This is a genomic window from Sorangiineae bacterium MSr11954 (assembly GCA_037157815.1).
Taxonomy (GTDB): domain Bacteria; phylum Myxococcota_A; class Polyangia; order Polyangiales; family Polyangiaceae; genus Pendulispora; species Pendulispora albinea.
Genome location: CP089984.1, coordinates 4,798,254 through 4,814,622, shown reverse-complemented (window position 1 = coordinate 4,814,622; position 16,369 = coordinate 4,798,254). Strand labels below are relative to the sequence as shown.

The 16,369-nt window shown below is 69.0% G+C and carries 14 protein-coding genes; 6 read left to right on the top strand and 8 right to left on the bottom strand.

All coding sequences use genetic code 11. The features are described from left to right. The first annotated feature begins 4 nt into the window (after positions 1-4). On the top strand, positions 5-526 hold the full coding sequence (locus LZC94_18960) for a hypothetical protein (protein WXB19298.1): 522 nt from the start codon (positions 5-7) through the stop codon (positions 524-526). A 23-nt stretch (positions 527-549) separates the two neighbouring features. Here LZC94_18960 and LZC94_18955 read toward each other — a convergent pair whose 3' ends face one another. From LZC94_18955 to LZC94_18940, 4 genes are read right to left on the bottom strand one after another with little or no spacing between them, the layout of a single operon-like run. After that, positions 550-1,713, bottom strand: a complete 1,164-nt coding sequence (locus tag LZC94_18955; protein WXB19297.1) for an ABC transporter permease — start codon at positions 1,711-1,713, stop codon at positions 550-552. 42 nt (positions 1,714-1,755) lie between these two features. Next, entirely contained in the window at positions 1,756-2,952 is a 1,197-nt protein-coding gene (locus LZC94_18950; protein WXB19296.1) for an ABC transporter permease, read from the bottom strand. Continuing rightward, positions 2,949-3,734, bottom strand: a complete 786-nt coding sequence (locus LZC94_18945) for an ABC transporter ATP-binding protein (GenBank protein WXB20213.1) — start codon at positions 3,732-3,734, stop codon at positions 2,949-2,951. The genes LZC94_18950 and LZC94_18945 overlap by 4 nt, the downstream gene beginning before the upstream one ends. Beyond that, the gene (locus tag LZC94_18940) at positions 3,734-5,020 is read right to left on the bottom strand and encodes an efflux RND transporter periplasmic adaptor subunit (protein WXB19295.1); all 1,287 of its coding nucleotides are present in this window, start codon (positions 5,018-5,020) and stop codon (positions 3,734-3,736) included. The genes LZC94_18945 and LZC94_18940 overlap by 1 nt, the downstream gene beginning before the upstream one ends. Positions 5,021-5,364: 344 nt before the next feature. On the opposite strand from LZC94_18940, the gene LZC94_18935 reads away from it, so the two are divergent. Then, complete coding sequence (locus tag LZC94_18935; GenBank protein WXB19294.1) at positions 5,365-6,582, top strand: MarR family transcriptional regulator; 1,218 nt, start codon at positions 5,365-5,367, stop codon at positions 6,580-6,582. A 16-nt stretch (positions 6,583-6,598) separates the two neighbouring features. Here LZC94_18935 and LZC94_18930 read toward each other — a convergent pair whose 3' ends face one another. Continuing rightward, positions 6,599-8,161 (bottom strand): insulinase family protein, encoded by a 1,563-nt coding sequence (locus LZC94_18930; GenBank protein ID WXB19293.1) that lies wholly within the window; start codon positions 8,159-8,161, stop codon positions 6,599-6,601. Next, a complete protein-coding gene (locus LZC94_18925) occupies positions 8,158-9,585 on the bottom strand; it encodes an insulinase family protein (protein ID WXB19292.1) in 1,428 nt (475 codons plus the stop codon). The genes LZC94_18930 and LZC94_18925 overlap by 4 nt, the downstream gene beginning before the upstream one ends. A gap of 147 nt (positions 9,586-9,732) precedes the next feature. Between LZC94_18925 and LZC94_18920 the strand changes: the two genes are divergently transcribed. The 3 genes from LZC94_18920 (at position 9,733) to LZC94_18910 (ending at position 13,674) form a co-directional block, all read left to right on the top strand. Then, on the top strand, positions 9,733-10,599 hold the full coding sequence (locus LZC94_18920) for a hypothetical protein (GenBank protein WXB19291.1): 867 nt from the start codon (positions 9,733-9,735) through the stop codon (positions 10,597-10,599). Between the two features lie 88 nt (positions 10,600-10,687). Then, positions 10,688-12,382 (top strand): amidase, encoded by a 1,695-nt coding sequence (locus LZC94_18915; GenBank protein WXB19290.1) that lies wholly within the window; start codon positions 10,688-10,690, stop codon positions 12,380-12,382. A 14-nt stretch (positions 12,383-12,396) separates the two neighbouring features. Next, positions 12,397-13,674 carry an MFS transporter gene (locus tag LZC94_18910; GenBank protein WXB19289.1) on the top strand — a complete coding sequence of 426 codons (1,278 nt, stop codon included), beginning with the start codon at positions 12,397-12,399 and terminating at the stop codon, positions 13,672-13,674. On the opposite strand, the gene LZC94_18905 is transcribed toward LZC94_18910, so the two are convergent. Both LZC94_18905 and LZC94_18900 read right to left on the bottom strand, forming a co-directional pair. Next, on the bottom strand, positions 13,653-14,633 hold the full coding sequence (locus LZC94_18905) for an alpha/beta hydrolase (protein WXB19288.1): 981 nt from the start codon (positions 14,631-14,633) through the stop codon (positions 13,653-13,655). The genes LZC94_18910 and LZC94_18905 overlap by 22 nt on opposite strands. A gap of 26 nt (positions 14,634-14,659) precedes the next feature. Further along, positions 14,660-15,319 (bottom strand): TetR/AcrR family transcriptional regulator, encoded by a 660-nt coding sequence (locus LZC94_18900; protein ID WXB19287.1) that lies wholly within the window; start codon positions 15,317-15,319, stop codon positions 14,660-14,662. A 60-nt stretch (positions 15,320-15,379) separates the two neighbouring features. On the opposite strand from LZC94_18900, the gene LZC94_18895 reads away from it, so the two are divergent. Next, the gene (locus tag LZC94_18895; protein WXB19286.1) at positions 15,380-16,342 is read left to right on the top strand and encodes an alpha/beta hydrolase; all 963 of its coding nucleotides are present in this window, start codon (positions 15,380-15,382) and stop codon (positions 16,340-16,342) included. Positions 16,343-16,369 lie beyond the last annotated feature (27 nt).

The window sequence follows — 16,369 nt, the reverse complement described above, 5'->3', positions numbered from 1 at the left end:
GCGGATGATGCGCCCGACCATCGTCCTCGGTCTGTTCACCTCCTCGGTGGCCCTGGCCACCCTCGCCGCCGCCGCGGGCCTCATCGGCGCCTGCTCGAAGGACGACGATTGCAGCGCCTTGCTCCAGTGCATCAACAACGTGAACGTCCACCTGCGTGTGGCGCTCCCGCCGCAGCAGATGCGCGAGGCCACCATCAAGGTGTGCCGCAACGACGTCTGCAGCTCGGGAAAGCCCGAGTTCCTCCCCACGCAGCCCGGCGAACGGCAGAAGGTGATCACCAAGGGCGCCCTCACCGCCGAGGTGACCTTGGACGTGGCGGAGGCCGGAAAATCGTACTCCATCAGCGCCGTCGTCCCCATCGACGACCAGAGCATCCAGCCGAACAAAGACCGCTACGATCTCCAGGTGCGCCGCAACGAGACGGACGTAGGGGCCATCTCCGAGGTCGCCAAGTACGAAGAGTCGAACCCGAACGGTCCCAATTGCCCATCGGTGTGCACCAACGCGACCATCGGGACCCCGTAGCTTTGCCGGCGCCGCGCGGCGCGCTAGGAGCGCAGCGCGGCCAGCGGCGAGACCTTCGACGCGCGGTAGGCCGGAAACACCCCGCCGAGGAGGCCCATCACGGCGGCGAAGATCACCGACTTGATCAGGATTTCCACGGTGGGCGAGAACGTGAAGACCAGCTCGGACCACGTGGTCCAGTTCACCATGGAGATCTTGACCCGCGACAGGCACGTCGAGAGGAGCACGCCGACCACGCCGCCGATGGCGGTCAGGGTCATCGCCTCGACCAGGAACCCGATGAGGATGCCCCGGCGCGAGAAGCCCAGCGCGCGCAACGTTCCAATCTCGCGCTCGCGGTTCGACACGGCCGCGTGCATCGTCATGGTGGCGCCGAGCATGGCCCCGGCTGAAAAGAAGATCCCGATGATCGTCCCCATGATGGTGAGGAACATGCTCAGCCCCTCGGATTGGTGCGCCAGAAACTCCGGCTCCGGGATGGCGTCGAGCGCCAAGCGCTTGTCACGCTCCACGGCCGCCTGAAACGCAGCGAATTTCCCCGGGTCCTCCAAGCGCACGTGGACCGACGACACGGTGGTGGGCCGTCCGAACGAAGCCGCCAGCACATCGCGATCGAGCCACACCTCCGACTCCGAGGCGTGGCCCTCGTCCTCGAACACGCCCACGATGGTCACCGGGCGGTTCTTGCGCAGCTCGACCGGCTTGCCCAGATCGAGGCCCGCAAAGCGACCGCGCAGCCGCGAGCCGATCATGGCTTCCTCGGTCCCCGGGCGCGGCCTCTGCCCCTCCACGATTTTGAGCTCCGACCGGAGCGAATACGACACCTCCGTCACCCCCCGCAGGGTGACATTGCTCAAACCTTCCCCGCCGGCCTTGGGGAGCGCCACCACCATCACCGACTCCGCCGTCGCCAGCGGGCGCCCGTTCTCGTTCTTCACGCCGGGCGCCGACGAGATGAGCGCCACCGACTGCGCCTCGAAGTTGCTGTTCAACTCCGCGTCGCTCCCCTTCCGGAGCACGATGGCGTTGTCCGCGCGCCCCCCTTCCCCCACCGTCTTCGTCACCCCGGCGGCGAGCATCCACGACGCGGCGAACACCAACGTCGCCAAGGCCACGCCGAGCGCGGTCGCCACCGCCGTGGTCTTGCGCACGAACAAACTACGAATATTGTACTTTACGATTAACATGAGATCCTCTCTCGAACGTCGGGCGTAGAAGAGCGCAGGCGCTCAAGCCACGCGGCGCAAGGCGTCGGTGACGCGCAGGCGGGAGGCGCGGAGCGCGGGGAAGAGCGACGCGAGGAGCCCCAGCATGACGGCCACCGCGAGGGCGAGCATCAAGGTGCCGCCGTCGACGCGGAACACGGGGAAGAACTGGCTCATGTTCTGCTCGAAGAATTTGCCGATCCCGCGGTCGATGATCCCGTAGGACAGGAGCAACCCCACTGCGCCCCCCAGGAGCCCGATGAGCGCCGATTCGCCCGCCACCACGAAGGCGATGTGGCGCGGCTTGAACCCCACCGCCTTCAGCGCCGCGTACTCGCCCGTCCGCTCGCGGGTGCTCATGCCCACGGCGTTGGCCAGGATCAGCGCCATGACCGCCAGGATCACGAACGAGAGCACGCCGAGCACGTCGAGCACCGAGGAGATCATGCCGAGGAAGCCGGTGGTGAACGCCCGCTCGTCTTGGCTCAAGGTCTGAACGTCGCGACCGTCGAAGATGCGGTCGATCGCCTTGCTCGCGGCGACGGCGTCCTCGGGATCCGTGCTGCGGCTGGCGATCCAGCCGATCGCGTTGCGCTGCTCGGGCGGGAGGGTCTCGTCCAGCCGCTCCCAGTGGAAGAAGAACGAGCTCCGGTCGGCGGCCTTGGCGATGGGCGTGTAGAGGCCCGCGACGGTGAAGGTCCACCCGGCGCCGTCCGTCGAGGGAAACAAGGGGCTCTCCAAGGTGACCCGATCGCCCACCTTCCAGCCGAATTTCTCGGCCAAGAGCACGCCCACGATGGCGGCCGAGCGATCCTTCTTGAACGCCTCGAGCTGGTCCTTCGACACGCCGAAGTCGTCGTACACGTCGAAGTACGTGTCGGCGTCGACCGCCATGCTGGCGAAGAAGTCGCGCTCGTGGTTGGGCTCGCGGCCGCCGAACCAGTTGGCCCAGGTGACCTTGCGCACCAGCGGTCTTCCGTCGGGGCCCTTGGCGCTCCGCACGTCCTCCACGTAGCGCTTGGGGAGCGGAAGGATGAAGGTGACTTTGTGGCGGGTGACCAGGCGATCTTTGCGCGCGAACGCCTCCGCCTTCGTCCATGAGCCCAGCGCCGTGCGCAAGGTGACGAAGGTCATGACCGCGATGGCGGCCCCCATCACGGTGAGCGCCAGGCGCGCCCTGTTGCGGAAGACGTTCCGCACGACCAAGCTCCCCAAGTTCATACGAGCGCTCCCTTGTCGAGCCGGCGGATGATCGACGCGCGCTCGGCCGCCGTGGGATCGTGGGTGACCATGACGATGGTCTTGCCCATTTCGCGGTACAGCTTCTCGAAGATGGCGAGGATCTCGTTGGCGCTCTGGCGATCGAGATCGCCCGTCGGCTCGTCGGCGATGATGACCGCGGGATCGTTGACGATGGCGCGCGCGATGGCCACCCTCTGCTCCTGACCGCCCGAGAGCTGGCGCGGGTAGTGCCCCATGCGGTTCTCGAGCCCCACGATCTTGAGCGCGGTCTGGGCGCGCTTCTTTCGCTCGGTCCCCGAGAGCGTGGTGAGGAGCAGGGGCAGCTCCACGTTCTCGACCGCCGTGAGCACGGGCAAGAGGTTGTACGCTTGGAAGATGATCCCGAGCGTCTGCGAGCGCCACTCGGCGAGCTCCGCGTCGTTCATTTGATCGAGCCGCGCGCCGGCCACCTCGAGCGAGCCGCGCGTCGGGTGGTCGAGCCCTCCGATGAGGTTCAGGAGCGTGGTTTTTCCGGAGCCCGAGGGCCCCATGAGCGCCTCGAACGCGCCGCGCCCGACGTCGAGATCGAGCTCGTGCAAAATGCGCAAGGTCTCACCGCCGCGCCGGTACTCCTTGGCGACCCCCCGCAGGCGGATGATGGCCTCCGCGGGCGCGCGCTCCTCACCGACCGGTCTTTTCTCGGCCGCCGCGCCGTTGGGGGTGCCGCCGCCGTTGTCCGTTGCGCGCGCGTGTGCGTTTGTTCGTGTGCGTTCGAGTTCCATCACTTGTCACCTTCTTTGACCTTCTGGCCATCCATCAGCTCGGGGCTGGGGTCGTCGACGATGCGCGTTCCCACCGGAGGCCCCTCGGCAAGAACGCTCCCCACCCCCAAAGACTCCCCGAGCGCGACCCGCTCGAGGCGCACGGTCTCCTGCCGCAACACGAAGACGACCTTCTGCCCGTCGCGGGTCGCGACGGCGCTCTGCGGGACCACCGTCTTCGGGGGCTCGCGCAGCTTGGCTGGATCGAGCTCCTCGCGCAGAAAGCCGACGCGCACGGCCATCTCGGCCCGCAGCTCGGGCACCTCGTCGACGAACTTCACCTTGACCAAGGCGGTCGCCTTCGCGCGATTCAAGCGCGGCCCGACCAGGACGACCTGCCCCCGGCGGCGCTCGGTCGGAAATGCATCGAGCACCAGCTCGCACGGCGTCCCCGGTTTCACCGTTCCCGCGCGCGCCTCGGGCACGTCGGCCTCCACCATGAGCGACGCGGGATCGACGATCTCGACCAAGGTCGTCTCGTTGGTCACGACGTCGCCCACCTCCAGCGGCTTCGTCGTGAGGACCCCGTCGATGGGGGCGAGCACGCGCATGTCGTGGAGGCTGTCGCGGATCCGCGCCGCCTCGGCCGCCGCCGCTTTGACCTCCGCCTCCGCCGCGGCCACCTGCGAGGTCAGCAACCCCTCGCGCATCTCCAGATCCTCGGCGGTGGCCGTCCCCACGGCGCCGGTGGCCGCGAGCTTTCGTTCGCGCGCGAGCGTTCGCTGCGTCTCTGCGACCGTGGCGCGCGCGACGTGCGCCTTGGCGCGCGCCACCTCGATGCGCGCGCCCGCCGAGACGAGCTCGTTGCGCAGATCCGTCGGGTCGAGCTCGAAGAGCACGTCGCCGCGATGAACGGCGTCCCCCTCGTGCGCCAACGTTCGCACGATGCGCCCCTGCACCTTGGAGCCGACCTTGGCCAACCGCTGCGGCACCACGTACCCCGTGGCCGTGAGCGACGACTCGGCCTGCGCGCCCCCCACGACCGTCGCGATCTCGGTCACCCTCACCTTCGGCCGCTGCCAGCTCGCGAGCAGCGGTCGCGCCGAGACCACCGCGGCCGCACCGAGTGCGACGACGGCCATCGTTCCGGCCAAGACCTTGGCGATCGTGCGGCGCCGGCGCCCCTCGTGGGACGTGGTGGTCGAAGAAGAAGACCCTCGCGAGGCCGAAGATGGCGAAGCCGAAGAAGCCGGCGCTCCGCGATCGATGCGAAGCGACGCGAGCTCCGTGGAAAGTGAGTCGCTCACCGGTGGACCCTCCAATGGACAAGTGCGTATTCGCGAAACGCCACGCTAATATGAACTAATAGAAATATAACCGCAAAGAAATATTAGTACGCTCACCCCCGCGCTCTTCAGACGCACATCCGCCCCTGCCGACCTCGCCCTCCAAAGCGCGCAGGCGGACATCTCGCCGCCGCCCCACATCTTAGTGACTAAGATGTATCTCTTATTAGCTAAGACATTTCGAAGATCAAGTGTCTTAGATGATAAACAATTTCATTTCAACGCCGTGTCCGCTTGCAAAACCGCTCAATTGGCGGCTTGGCACAACTTATCTTACCGACTAAGAAATATGAGCAGGAGACACTGTGAAGAAGGAAAGCGACCCCAGCCGTTCTCTCCAACCGGCATCCGGCACCATGCCCCTGCCCGGTCCGGCCGACGCCCTCGCGCGCCGAGCGCCGCGGGGCAGTGAAGAGCTCGGGCGCGAGCTGAGCGCTCGAACGATCCTCTTTCATCAGGCGGTGGCCGAGCGCATGGGCCTGAGCGTCACCGATCACAAGTGCCTCGACATCGCAGGGCGGGCCAGCCTCGAGGGGCCCCTCACCGCCGGAAAGCTGGCGGAGCTCACGGGGCTGACCACGGGAGCGATCACGGGGGTGCTCGATCGGCTGGAGAAGGGCGGGTTCGTGCGGAGGGAGAAGGATCCGAGCGACCGTCGCCAGGTGCGGATCCGCATCCTGCCCGACCGGGATCCCGAGTACATGGAGGTCTTTCTGCCGTTCGCCAAAGCGTGGGAGGAGCTGACCTCGCGCTACTCGCCCGAGGAGATGGCGCGCGTGGAAGATTTCTTTCGCACCTCCCTGGAGCTCCTCCGCAAGGAGACCGAGCGCGTCCGCGCGATGACCCGCGTCCAGAAGGCCGCGGGCGGAGGCCGGGCCGAGGACGCCACCGAGCTGTCGGCGCCCTTCACGGCGGAGACGAGCGGCTACCTGGAGATCGCGCGCGGCGCCATCAATACCCGGCTGCACGGCGCGGTGGGGCCGAACCTTTACAGCGGGCGCTTCGTGGGGGCCACGCCGCGCGTCACCGCGCAGGACGGGCGGGTGCTCATCGAGTACACGCGCTCGATCCTGCGCGCCGTGTCGTTCAAGCAGAGCGCGTCGGATCTGGTGCTCAACCCGGCCATTCCTTGGCACATCGTCATCCGCGGAGGCACCACCAAGCTGGTCGCCGATTTGCGCGCGCTCACCCTGCGGGGCATCGACATTTCCGGCGGCGCCTCCGAGCTATGGGTGCAGCTACCGCGGCCCCACGAGACGGTGCCGCTGCGCATTCGAGGTGGCGCGCAGCGGGTGACACTGCTTCGTCCCCAGGGGGTCCCCGCCCGCCTCTCCATCAAGAGCGGCGCGGCGGGGCTCACCATCGACACCTTGCACCTCGACGCGGTGGGCGGAAAGACGGATTGGCAGTCGCCCGATTTCGATCAGGCGACCGATCGCTACGACATCGAGGTGACGCAAGGCGCCGATGGGCTGACGGTGGGAACGCTCCCACCGGTCACCTACCCCACCCGCGACGAATGACCGCGCCGGCGGCCGGTCATTGCACCGGATCGCCGTACGCGTCGCGCGCCTCGGGGGCGCCGAGGCGGAGCGTTTGCACGAGCTCGGACTCCAGCTTGGCGCGATCGCCCACGATGACGACCTTGAGCGCGTCGGGGCGAAGGTACTTCTTCGCGACCCGGCGCACGTCCTTCGCCGTGACGGCGTCGATGCGCTTGGCCAGGGTCGCATATTCGTCCAGCGGCAGATCGTAGACCACGATGTCGTCGAGGGCCTGGGTCACGGCGCTCACCGTCTCGAACTGACCCGGCAAGGCGTGCTTGATGTCCGCCTTGGAGTCGGCGAGCTCCGAGTCCTTGACGTCCTCGTCGATCATCCGGCGGATCTCGCGAAACAGCTCGCCCACGGCCGCCGCGGTTTTGTCGGCCACCATCGCCCCGCCCGCGACGAAGGGCCCCGCCCCATGGCGCTTGGCGAAGCGCGAGCCCGCGCCGTACGTAAAGTGGTTGGCCTCGCGCAGGTTCAAGTTGATGCGGCTCGAGAACATGCCGCCCAGGATGGCGTTCATCACCACCAGGGCCTCGCGATCCGGGTTGCGCATGGGCACGCCCACGTCGGCCAGGCCGACCTGCGACTGCGCGGCGCCCGGCTTGTCCACCAGCACCAGGCGCGGGCTCTTCGAGGCCGGCGGCGCTTGCGGGCTGCGCGCGGCGGGGCCCTTCGCGGTGGCCGTCCAGGTGCCCAGCGAAGCTTCGAGCTTTTCGGCGAGCGCTTGCTTGGTGATGTCGCCGCAGGCGATCACGGTCGCGTTCTTGGGGGCGAAGATGGTCTCGTACGCCTTGACGACGTCCGGCCGGGTGAGCCCCTTGGCGTCCTCCACCCGCCCCGAGAGCGAGTGTCCGTACGGATGATTTCGCCCATAGAGGGCGGCGGCGACCGCGTTTTGCGACATGGCGCCCGGCTGGTTCTTCTCCTGTGTCAGCCCGGCGATGCGGCGCGCGCGCAGGCGCTCGATCTCGCTCTCGGCGAAGATCGGGTGCGTGAGCACGTCGCCCAGGATGGAGAGCGCGCGATCGACGTGGCGCGACAGGACCTTCACCGAGCTGCCGCACGAGTCCCACGAGCACCACGCGCCGTGCTGCGCGCCGATCTCTTCGTAGTCGTCGGAGAGCTGGAGCGCGCTGCGGTTCTTGGTGCCTTGCTCCAGCATCGCCCCCATGAACGAGGTGACCCCGGGGCGGATGCTCGGATAGTCCCCTGCCCCGCCCTTGACCGTGACGCGCACGCTCACGATGGGCAGATCGTGCCGCTCGACGAACAGGACGCGCATGCCGTTCTTCAACCGAAACGACTCGATCTTGGGCGCGGAGAAGACGACCGTTCCGTCCTCGTCCGGGGTCTTCTCGCGGAACGGTGCGTCGGGGGTGTCGGGTCGCGCGGCGGCCGGCTGGGGCGCGGGCTCCAGCGGCTTCGGCGGCGCCACCGGGGTGGGGCCGAGCGGCGCGGGCGGGAGCTTGGGGGTGCCGCCGCACGCCGCGCCCAAGGTGGCGGCGAGCGAGAGGGCGAGGAACGACGGGGCGGCGAGGCTTGCGCGCTTCATCGCGCGCCTCCGCGCAGACGGCCGGCCACGGGGGCGCCTTTTTCGGGGGTTACCAAGGTCACGATGCGTTTGTCCGGTGGGAGGTGGCGGCGCGCGGCTTCTCGAAGCGCGTTGCCCGTGGCGCCCTCGTAGCGGGCGATGTCCTTGGGCAGGTAATTCGGGTCGCCCGTGTACTGGTTGTAGGCGTTGATCTGATCGGCGCGGTTGGCATTTTTCTCCAGTTGGAACGTGAGCGCGGACAGCACGGAGGTCTTGGCGCGCGCGAGCTCCGCGTCCTTCACCCCGCCCGAGCGGAGGGTGTCGAGCTCCTCGTCGATGGCCTTGAGCATCTCTTGCGCGGTGTGCCCCGGCTGCGCGGTCGCCACGATTTCGAAGGTCGATCCCAGCTGGCCGGAGGACTGGTACGCCGACACGTCCTGGGCGATCTGAAGATCGTAGACGAGCTTCTTGTAGAGCCGGCTCGTCTTCCCGCTCGAGAGGATGTGCGCCACCAGATCGAGCTCGCCGTCGCCCGGCGAGAACATGGCCGGGGTCGGCCACGTGAGGTAGACGCGCGGCAGCTCCACGCCGGCCACCACGTCGAGCCGCGCCTCTTTGTCGAGCACCACCGGCGCGGGCACCGAGCGCGCGGGGATGGATCCGGAGGGGATGGGGCCGAAGTACTTCTCGACCAGCTCGAGCGTCTTCTTCGTATCGATATCGCCGGAGATCACCAATGTTGCGTTGTTCGGCGAATACCAAGTACGAAAAAACGATTTGACGTCTTCGAGCGACGCGGCGTCCAGATCCTGCGGTGTGCCGATGGTGAGGAGTCGGTACGGGTGCCCCTGTGGATACAGCCGCTCGTGGATGAATTGACCGACCAAGCCGTAGGGCGCATTTTCGTAGTTCTGGCGGCGCTCGTTCTTCACCACGTCGCGCTGGCCCGCGAACGTGAGCTCGTCGACGTGGGAGAGCAAAAAGCCCATGCGATCGCTCTCCAGCCACAAGGGCAGGCTCAGACGATTCTTGGGCACGGTCTCGTAATAATTCGTTCGATCGGGGTTGGTCGTTCCGTTGACGTCCGTCGCGCCGACCCGCTCCAGATAAAGAAAATACGCGTCCTCGGGGACGTGCTTGGAGCCCTGGAACATGATGTGCTCGAACAGGTGCGCAAAGCCGTTTTTGCCCGCGGGCTCGTCCTTCGAGCCGACGTGGTACCACACGTTGACGCTCACGATGGGCGTTCGATGATCCACGTGGAGGATCACCTCCAGCCCATTTCCGAGGCGGGTCTTCTCGATCGCGGGGAGCGCGGCGCCCGCGACCGATGGCGTTTCGGCGCGGGCGGCGCGCGTCACCAAGCCCGTGGAGGTGAACGATGCGAGGGTGATGAGCGCGGCCAGGGCCATACGAGCGGCGCGTCGAAGGGTGCGGGACGTCATGGATGGCGCAGTATGGATCACCCCGGGACCACTCCGAAAACAGAATTTTTTCGGCTCGAGCACCCGCTTCGCGCTTCACGACGTCGCGCGCGACCTTCGGCGCGCGCGCCGGCGCCGTTGGCCCGATGGCTGCAAACCCCAAGAGCCGTGAAACGCTCCGCACTCGTTCCGATCGCTGCGCTCGCAGCCCTCTCGGGTCTCGCGACCCTTACGGCCCATCCCCGCTTCGCCCGCGCCAATCCTGGAACCTTGGGGTTCTCCGGCAAGCCCTACAACGGCGTCTCGGAGACGTGCAGCAAGGCCAATTGCCACACCGGAGGGACGGCGCCGACCCTCACCCTCAACGTTCCGCAGACGATGCAGGCCGGCTCGCAGGCCGAGCTCACGGTCACCGTGGCCGGCAACAGCCAAGGCACCTCGCTCAATGCGGCGGTGCCGAGCGGGCTGCTGGTGGCGAGCGGGCAGAACACCGCGGTCCCCGGCAACAACAAGGACTCGGAGATCACCGCGATCACCCCGGTGCCCGCGGGCGCGACCGGCACCTACAAATTCCGAGTGACCGCGCCGGCGACGAACGGACCGTTCATGCTGTGGGTCGCCGGAATGGCCACCGATCGCAACGGCACCAAGGCCGGCGACGGCGTGGCCACCGCGACCCGCACCATCACGGTGACCGGTGGAGCCGCGCCCGGCGCGGACGCGGGCACCCGAACCGACGGCGGAGTGGTCGTGACGCCACCCGGCGGCGACGGAGGCCAAGGGGAAGATCCCGACGACGGCGGAGGCGGTTCGAACGGCGGAGGCGACGCCGGCAAAGGAGGCGGCCGCGGGCCAAAGGGCAATCCCGGCACCGACGGCGAAGACGACGGCTCGGGCCTGGGCGGCGGCGCGGCCAGTTGCGCGATGGGCAACTCCGGCGGGACGGCCGGTGGGGCCATTCTGACGTTATCGACGTGTGTGATGCTCGCAGCGACAAGCTTCGTACGTCGCAGGCGCACACGCGCGCGCCGCTAGCCGCAGACCCACGATTCGGCCCGGCGGCCCATCGTTCGCGGCGCCGACTTTCAACGCCAGACGAACGATCCCTGGTACGTTGTGCGCCATGAATCGGCGCGCATTTCTCACGGGCTTCACGGGAACGGCATCCGGGCTCGCATTTGGTTTCTCCGGGGGCTGTGGCGGCGGGCCCTCCCGTGCCTCGCCACCGGCGGCGGGCCCCGCGAGCGTCTCGCAGGCGAATCTCCCGGCGGCCCAGACGGCGTGGCCCCACCCCGAGCTGGAGGAGACGACGGTCGCCGAGTTGGGCGCGCGCATGAAGCGCGGGGAGCTCTCGGCGCGCGAGCTGGTGGACGCCTACACGGCGCGCATCGAGGCGATCGACCGCCGCGGGCCGGAGCTTCGATCCGTCATCGAGCTGAACCCCGACGCGCGCGCCATCGCCATCCGGCTCGACGAGGAGCGCAAGGCCAAGGGCCCGCGCGGGCCGCTGCACGGCATCCCCGTGCTCGTGAAGGACAACCTCGACACGGGCGACGGCATGCAGACCACCGCGGGCTCCCTCGCGCTCGCGGGCTCGCGGGCGTCCCGGGACGCGCACGTGGTGGAGCGCCTGCGCGAGGCCGGCGCGGTCATCCTGGGGAAGACGAACTTGAGCGAGTGGGCCAACATCCGCGACACGCACTCCATCAGCGGGTGGAGCGCCCGCGGCAAGCTCACACGAAACCCCTATGCGCTCAATCGCAACACCAGCGGCTCGAGCTCCGGCTCCGCGGCGGCCATCGCCGCGAACCTGGCGGCAGTGTCGATCGGCACCGAGACCGACGGCTCGATCGTGAGCCCCGCGTCGCTCTGCGGCCTCGTCGGGCTCAAGCCGACCTTGGGGCTGGTGAGCCGCGCGGGCATCGTCCCCATCGCCCACAGCCAAGACACGGCGGGCCCCATGACCCGCACGGTGGCCGACACCGCCGTGGTGCTCGGCGCCATCGCGGGCTCCGATGCGCGCGATCCGGCCACCGCGCAGGCCCGCGCAGAGCGCGACTACACGCGTTTTCTGGACGCCCAGGGCGCGCGCGGCGTGCGCATCGGCGTGGTGCGCGGGGAGCCTTGGATGATCCCCGCCCTCTCGAGCGCGTTCGAAAATGCGCTCACGGCCCTGCGCAAGCTGGGCGCGATCGTGGTCGATCTCGAGCCTCTCCCGCCGAACGAGCGCGGCCTGCGAACGCTCCGCGACGTCACCCGGGCGCTCGAGGAGCCGGAGCTCGAGGTCCTCCTGTACGAGCTCAAAGCCGATATGGCCGCCTACTTGGCCACGCGCCCCAACCAGCCGCTGCGCACGCTCGAGGACGTGGTTCGCTGGAACCGGGAGCACGCGCGCGACGAGATGCCGTGGTTCCAGCAGGACCTGTTCGAGAAGGCGCTGCAAAAGGGAGGTCTCGACGCGGCGCCGTACCGCGAGGCCCTCGCCACCTGCCGCAAGCTCGCGCGCGACGAGGGCATCGATCGCGCGCTGAGCGCTCAAAAGCTCGACATCATCGTGACGATGACCGGCGGCGCCGCGTGGATCACGGACACGGCCAACGGTGATATTTTCACCGGGTCGAGCTCGACGCTCCCGGCCGTGGCCGGCTATCCGAGCGTCAGCGTGCCCTGCGGCGAGGTGCGCGGGCTGCCGCTCGGCGTCCTCTTTTTTGGCGGCGCGTGGTCCGAGCCCGCGCTCCTGCGCGTGGCCTACGCGTACGAACGGGCGACGCAGTTGCGAAAGAAGCCCACGTTCGTGAGGAGCATCGACGCGTTGTGACCGACCCTACATCGATGCGTGGCTCCGCCGCTTCCCGCGAGCGGAGGGTGCTCACGTTTGCCTTCATCACGGTGTTTCTCGATCTGGTGGGGTTCGGTCTCATCATCCCGCTGCTCCCGCTCTACGTGAAATCGATGGGCGGCAGCGCGGTGACGGTGGGGTTCATCCTCTCGTCGTTCGCCGTGACCCAGCTCCTGGCGACCCCCATCCTGGGCCGGCTCAGCGATCGCGTGGGCCGGCGCCGGGTGATCCTGATCTCGCTCGCGGGCAACGCGCTGTCGATGGCGCTCTTCGCGCTCGCGACCGAGCTCTCGACGCTGCCCCTCCTCTTTGCGTCGCGCATCATGGCCGGCGCGACCGCCGGCAACATCTCGGCGTGCCAAGCCGCCGTCGCCGACGTGACCCGGCCCGAAGATCGCGCCAAGGGCATGGGCCGCATCGGCGCCGGGATCGGGCTGGGGATGGTGCTGGGCCCCGTGATCGGGAGCTCCGTGAGCCACCTCGGGCCGTGGGCACCTCCGCTCTTCGCCTCGGCGCTGGCCGTGGCCGATCTGGTGGGCGCGTTCTTCTTCATGCCGGAGACGAAGGCAACAGGCACGTCTTCGCCGGCGGCTGCTTCCGCGGCGGCGGCTACTGCTTCCGCGGCGGCTGCTGCGCACGGCGCGGCGAAGCGCGCGACGTTGTGGGAAGCGCTGACCAACCGCGGCATTCTCAAGGTGTTCGCGCTCTATTTTTTGACGTTCCTCTACATGAGCACCATCAACGTGACCCTGCCGCTGCTCACCAACGCGCGGCTCGGGTGGACCGAGCGCGAGATCGGCCATGTCTTCGGGCTCTTCGGGTTCATGATGTTCGTCATCCAGGGAGGGCTCATCGGGCGGCTCACGCGCGCGTGGGGGCCGCGCAACCTGGTGCTGGCCGGCTCGTTCGCGAGCATGTGCGGGCTGCTCCTCGTTTCGCGGGCGACCACGGCGGCGATGGTGGCCGGCGGGCTGCTCCTCCTGGGGATCGGCATGGGCGTGATCAACCCGTGCCTGTCGTCGCTCGCGTCGGAGCACGCGGGGCCGGAGCGGCAAGGGTCGATCCTGGGCTTTGCGCAGTCGGCCGGCGGGTTGGCGCGCGCCATCGGCCCCACCCTGACGGGGATCGTCTACACGCACGTGGGCATCGCCGCACCCTTCGCGGCCGGCGCGTGCGTCGCGCTGGTCTCGGTGGTGCTTGCGTTCACCCTCACCCGCCCGAGCGCGGCCCCCGCTTCGCCATCCGGAGGCTACCGCGCCAAGTCCGAGTGACGGGCGCGCTGGCGCGTGAAGAACGCGAGCAGGAGCTCCGCGAGGCGGTCGGGCTGGGTCCAGTGCATCATATGCCCCGCGCCGGGGAGCTCCGCACGCGCGACATCGGCGAACGTCTCAATCCGCTTCTCTTCGTCCTCGACGTGAAAGCCGTCGGCGCCTCCGCTCACGGCCAGCACCGGGCACGCGACGCGGGCGATGAAGGCGCGGTGGGTATCGGCGCGGAAGGGAGTCGGCGAGGTGGTGCGATGGAGCTCGTCGAACCGCCAGGCGAACCGGCCGCCCTCCACCGGCTTGACCATGTGGACGAGGCGCGAGCGAAGCACGGCATCGGGCACGGCGGGATGGTTCCACTGGAGGCGCACCAGGGCTTCGTCCAAGGTCGCAAAGGAACGCGCGCGCTCGTACCCGGGCGACGACGACGCGGCGCGGTGCTTTCGCAGATCGTCGAGCCAGCGACGCATGCGGGCCGGTGCCACGGTGGCGGAGTTGTCGGGCGGGCCGAAGCCCTCGAGCAGGGCCAAATGCGCCAGGCGCTCGGGGTGTGCCCCCGCGTAGAGGGTGGTCACGGTGCCGCCCATGGAGTGACCGACCAAGTCGAATGGCGCCTCGCCGCAGAGGGCATCGACCAGGGCGGCGACGTCGGCCACGTAATCGGCGAAGTGGTAGTAGCTCCCCTCGGGCGCGCGCTCCGTATCGCCAAAGCCGCGCAAGTCCGGCGCCAGCACGCGAAATCCGGCCCGGGCCAAGTGGGGCGCCACCAGGTCCCACGAGCCGCCGACGTCCATGAAGCCGTGCACGAGGAGCACGGTGGGCACGTTCGCGCCCGGCGCGGGGCTGGCGTGGTCGGCGTGGCCGGTGAGCCCGCGATCGCGGCTCGCGTGCTTCGGGGTGTCCGGTGTCCACTCGAGGACGTGGTGCAACAGGCCATTGGCGCGAACATGAAGCGAGCGGCTCATCGGTTCGACGGTAGCATCGCGCGCGCTCACGCGGAGGTCCCGCGCGGGCGCGGCGAGGTGCCTCGCGCAACGTACGCCACGAGCAGCTCCGTCAATTCATGGGCGAGGGCCTCGGCCGCGATCGGTTCGCCGCCCTCGTCGACGATCCAGCGGTGCGCGAGGGCATCGACCGTCTCGACGCACAGCTGCGCGGCCAGGCGGGGATCGCGAACGCGGGCCTCGGGGTGCGCGGCCAAGATCCCCGCGATGATGGCGACGATGCGACGTTCGAGCTCCAGCACGCGCCGCACGGTGGCCGCCGAGTGCGGCACCTCGTGCGAGAGCACCCGATGAAGCCGCGGATCATCGGCATGAAAGTCGATGAACGCCTGCACGAGGGCGCCCAGGAGCTCCCGCAACGTCCCCTGCCCCGCGCCCAACGCGGCCGCGCGCTCCGCGAACAGCGCCTCGCCCGCCGCGAGGTGCCTCTCGAGCACCGCGCGGACCACGGCGTCCTTGTCGCGAAAGTACTCGTAGAACGATCCGATGGACACCCCGGCGCGCGCCGCCACGTGGTTGGTGGTGGTCGCCGCGTACCCGCGTCGCGCGAGGACCCGAGCAGCCGCGTCCACGATGGCGCGGACCGTCTCCTGCGATCGCGTCTGAATCGGCTTTCGTCGTGGGGCTTTCTTGCGCGCGGCGGCCATGCTCGCACCTCCGATGAACCCGAGTAGATGAACCCGAGCAAAAGCTCAACATTCATCGGCATGCGCGACACGCAAGCACGGGCCGAGCTCCCGACCTACGACGACTCCGCAGCGACCTCCGACTACCGCGCCCGCGTGGCGAGCGCCTTCGGCATCGGCTTCCACCGAGCGCCCGTCGAGGCATGGCACCCCTGGCGGGGCCACCACGTCCACGTCGACGACTGGTCGCCCGAGGGCCCCGCCCGAGGCACCGTCATCCTCGTGCACGGCGCGGGGGGCCACGGCCGTCTGCTCGCCCCCTTCGCCCTCCCCGCCCTCGATGCCGGCTTCGCCGTTCGCGCGCCCGATCTCCCCGGATACGGCCTCACCCGCGTACCGCACGGCACGCGCCTCGACTACGCTACGTGGGTCGATCTCATCGCCGATCTCGCCCGCGAAGCGTCCTCGCTCGGGCCCGTCGTCCTCGCTGGCCTGAGCGTCGGCGGCGTGACCGCGCTCTGGGCCGCTCAAAAAGCCCCCACCGTCGCCGGCGTCCTCGCGACCACCCTCATCGATCTGCGCGACCGCGACACCTTCGTCCGCGCCGCGCGCGCCCCCTGGCTGGGCCATCTCGCCCTCGCCGCCTTCCGTTTCGCGCCACACCTCGCGGGCGCGCTCGCCCTCCCCATGACCTGGTTCACCCCCATCGAAACGCTCACCACAGATCCCACGCTATCCCGTGCACTCTGCAACGATCCGCTCATCGGCCGCCGCCGCGTTCCCGTCCACTTCTTTCGCAGCCTCCACACCTACGCTCCACCCCGTCACGATTTCGCCCTTCCGTGTCCGCTCCTCCTCATCCACCCCGGCGCCGACACATGGACGCCCGTCGCGATGAGCATGCCCATCTACGAACGCATCCCCACGAGCAAGGAGCTCATCGTCCTCTCCAACGGCGCCCACGCCCCGCTCGAGTCCCCGGCGTACAGCGAGCTCTCGTCGGCCATGGCGCAATTTCTGGAGCGCGCCGCGCGCTCGCGTTGAAACGCGCATGCGCTGAAGCGCGCGCGC

Coding starts and splice junctions, on each gene's coding strand:
- LZC94_18960 (WXB19298.1), top strand. CDS start 5: ATGATGCGCCCGACCATCGTCCTCGGTCTGTTCACCTCCTCGGTGGCC.
- LZC94_18955 (WXB19297.1), bottom strand. CDS start 1,713: ATGTTAATCGTAAAGTACAATATTCGTAGTTTGTTCGTGCGCAAGACC.
- LZC94_18950 (WXB19296.1), bottom strand. CDS start 2,952: ATGAACTTGGGGAGCTTGGTCGTGCGGAACGTCTTCCGCAACAGGGCG.
- LZC94_18945 (WXB20213.1), bottom strand. CDS start 3,734: ATGGAACTCGAACGCACACGAACAAACGCACACGCGCGCGCAACGGAC.
- LZC94_18930 (WXB19293.1), bottom strand. CDS start 8,161: ATGAAGCGCGCAAGCCTCGCCGCCCCGTCGTTCCTCGCCCTCTCGCTC.
- LZC94_18925 (WXB19292.1), bottom strand. CDS start 9,585: ATGACGTCCCGCACCCTTCGACGCGCCGCTCGTATGGCCCTGGCCGCG.
- LZC94_18915 (WXB19290.1), top strand. CDS start 10,688: ATGAATCGGCGCGCATTTCTCACGGGCTTCACGGGAACGGCATCCGGG.
- LZC94_18910 (WXB19289.1), top strand. CDS start 12,397: ATGCGTGGCTCCGCCGCTTCCCGCGAGCGGAGGGTGCTCACGTTTGCC.
- LZC94_18905 (WXB19288.1), bottom strand. CDS start 14,633: ATGAGCCGCTCGCTTCATGTTCGCGCCAATGGCCTGTTGCACCACGTC.
- LZC94_18900 (WXB19287.1), bottom strand. CDS start 15,319: ATGGCCGCCGCGCGCAAGAAAGCCCCACGACGAAAGCCGATTCAGACG.
- LZC94_18895 (WXB19286.1), top strand. CDS start 15,380: ATGCGCGACACGCAAGCACGGGCCGAGCTCCCGACCTACGACGACTCC.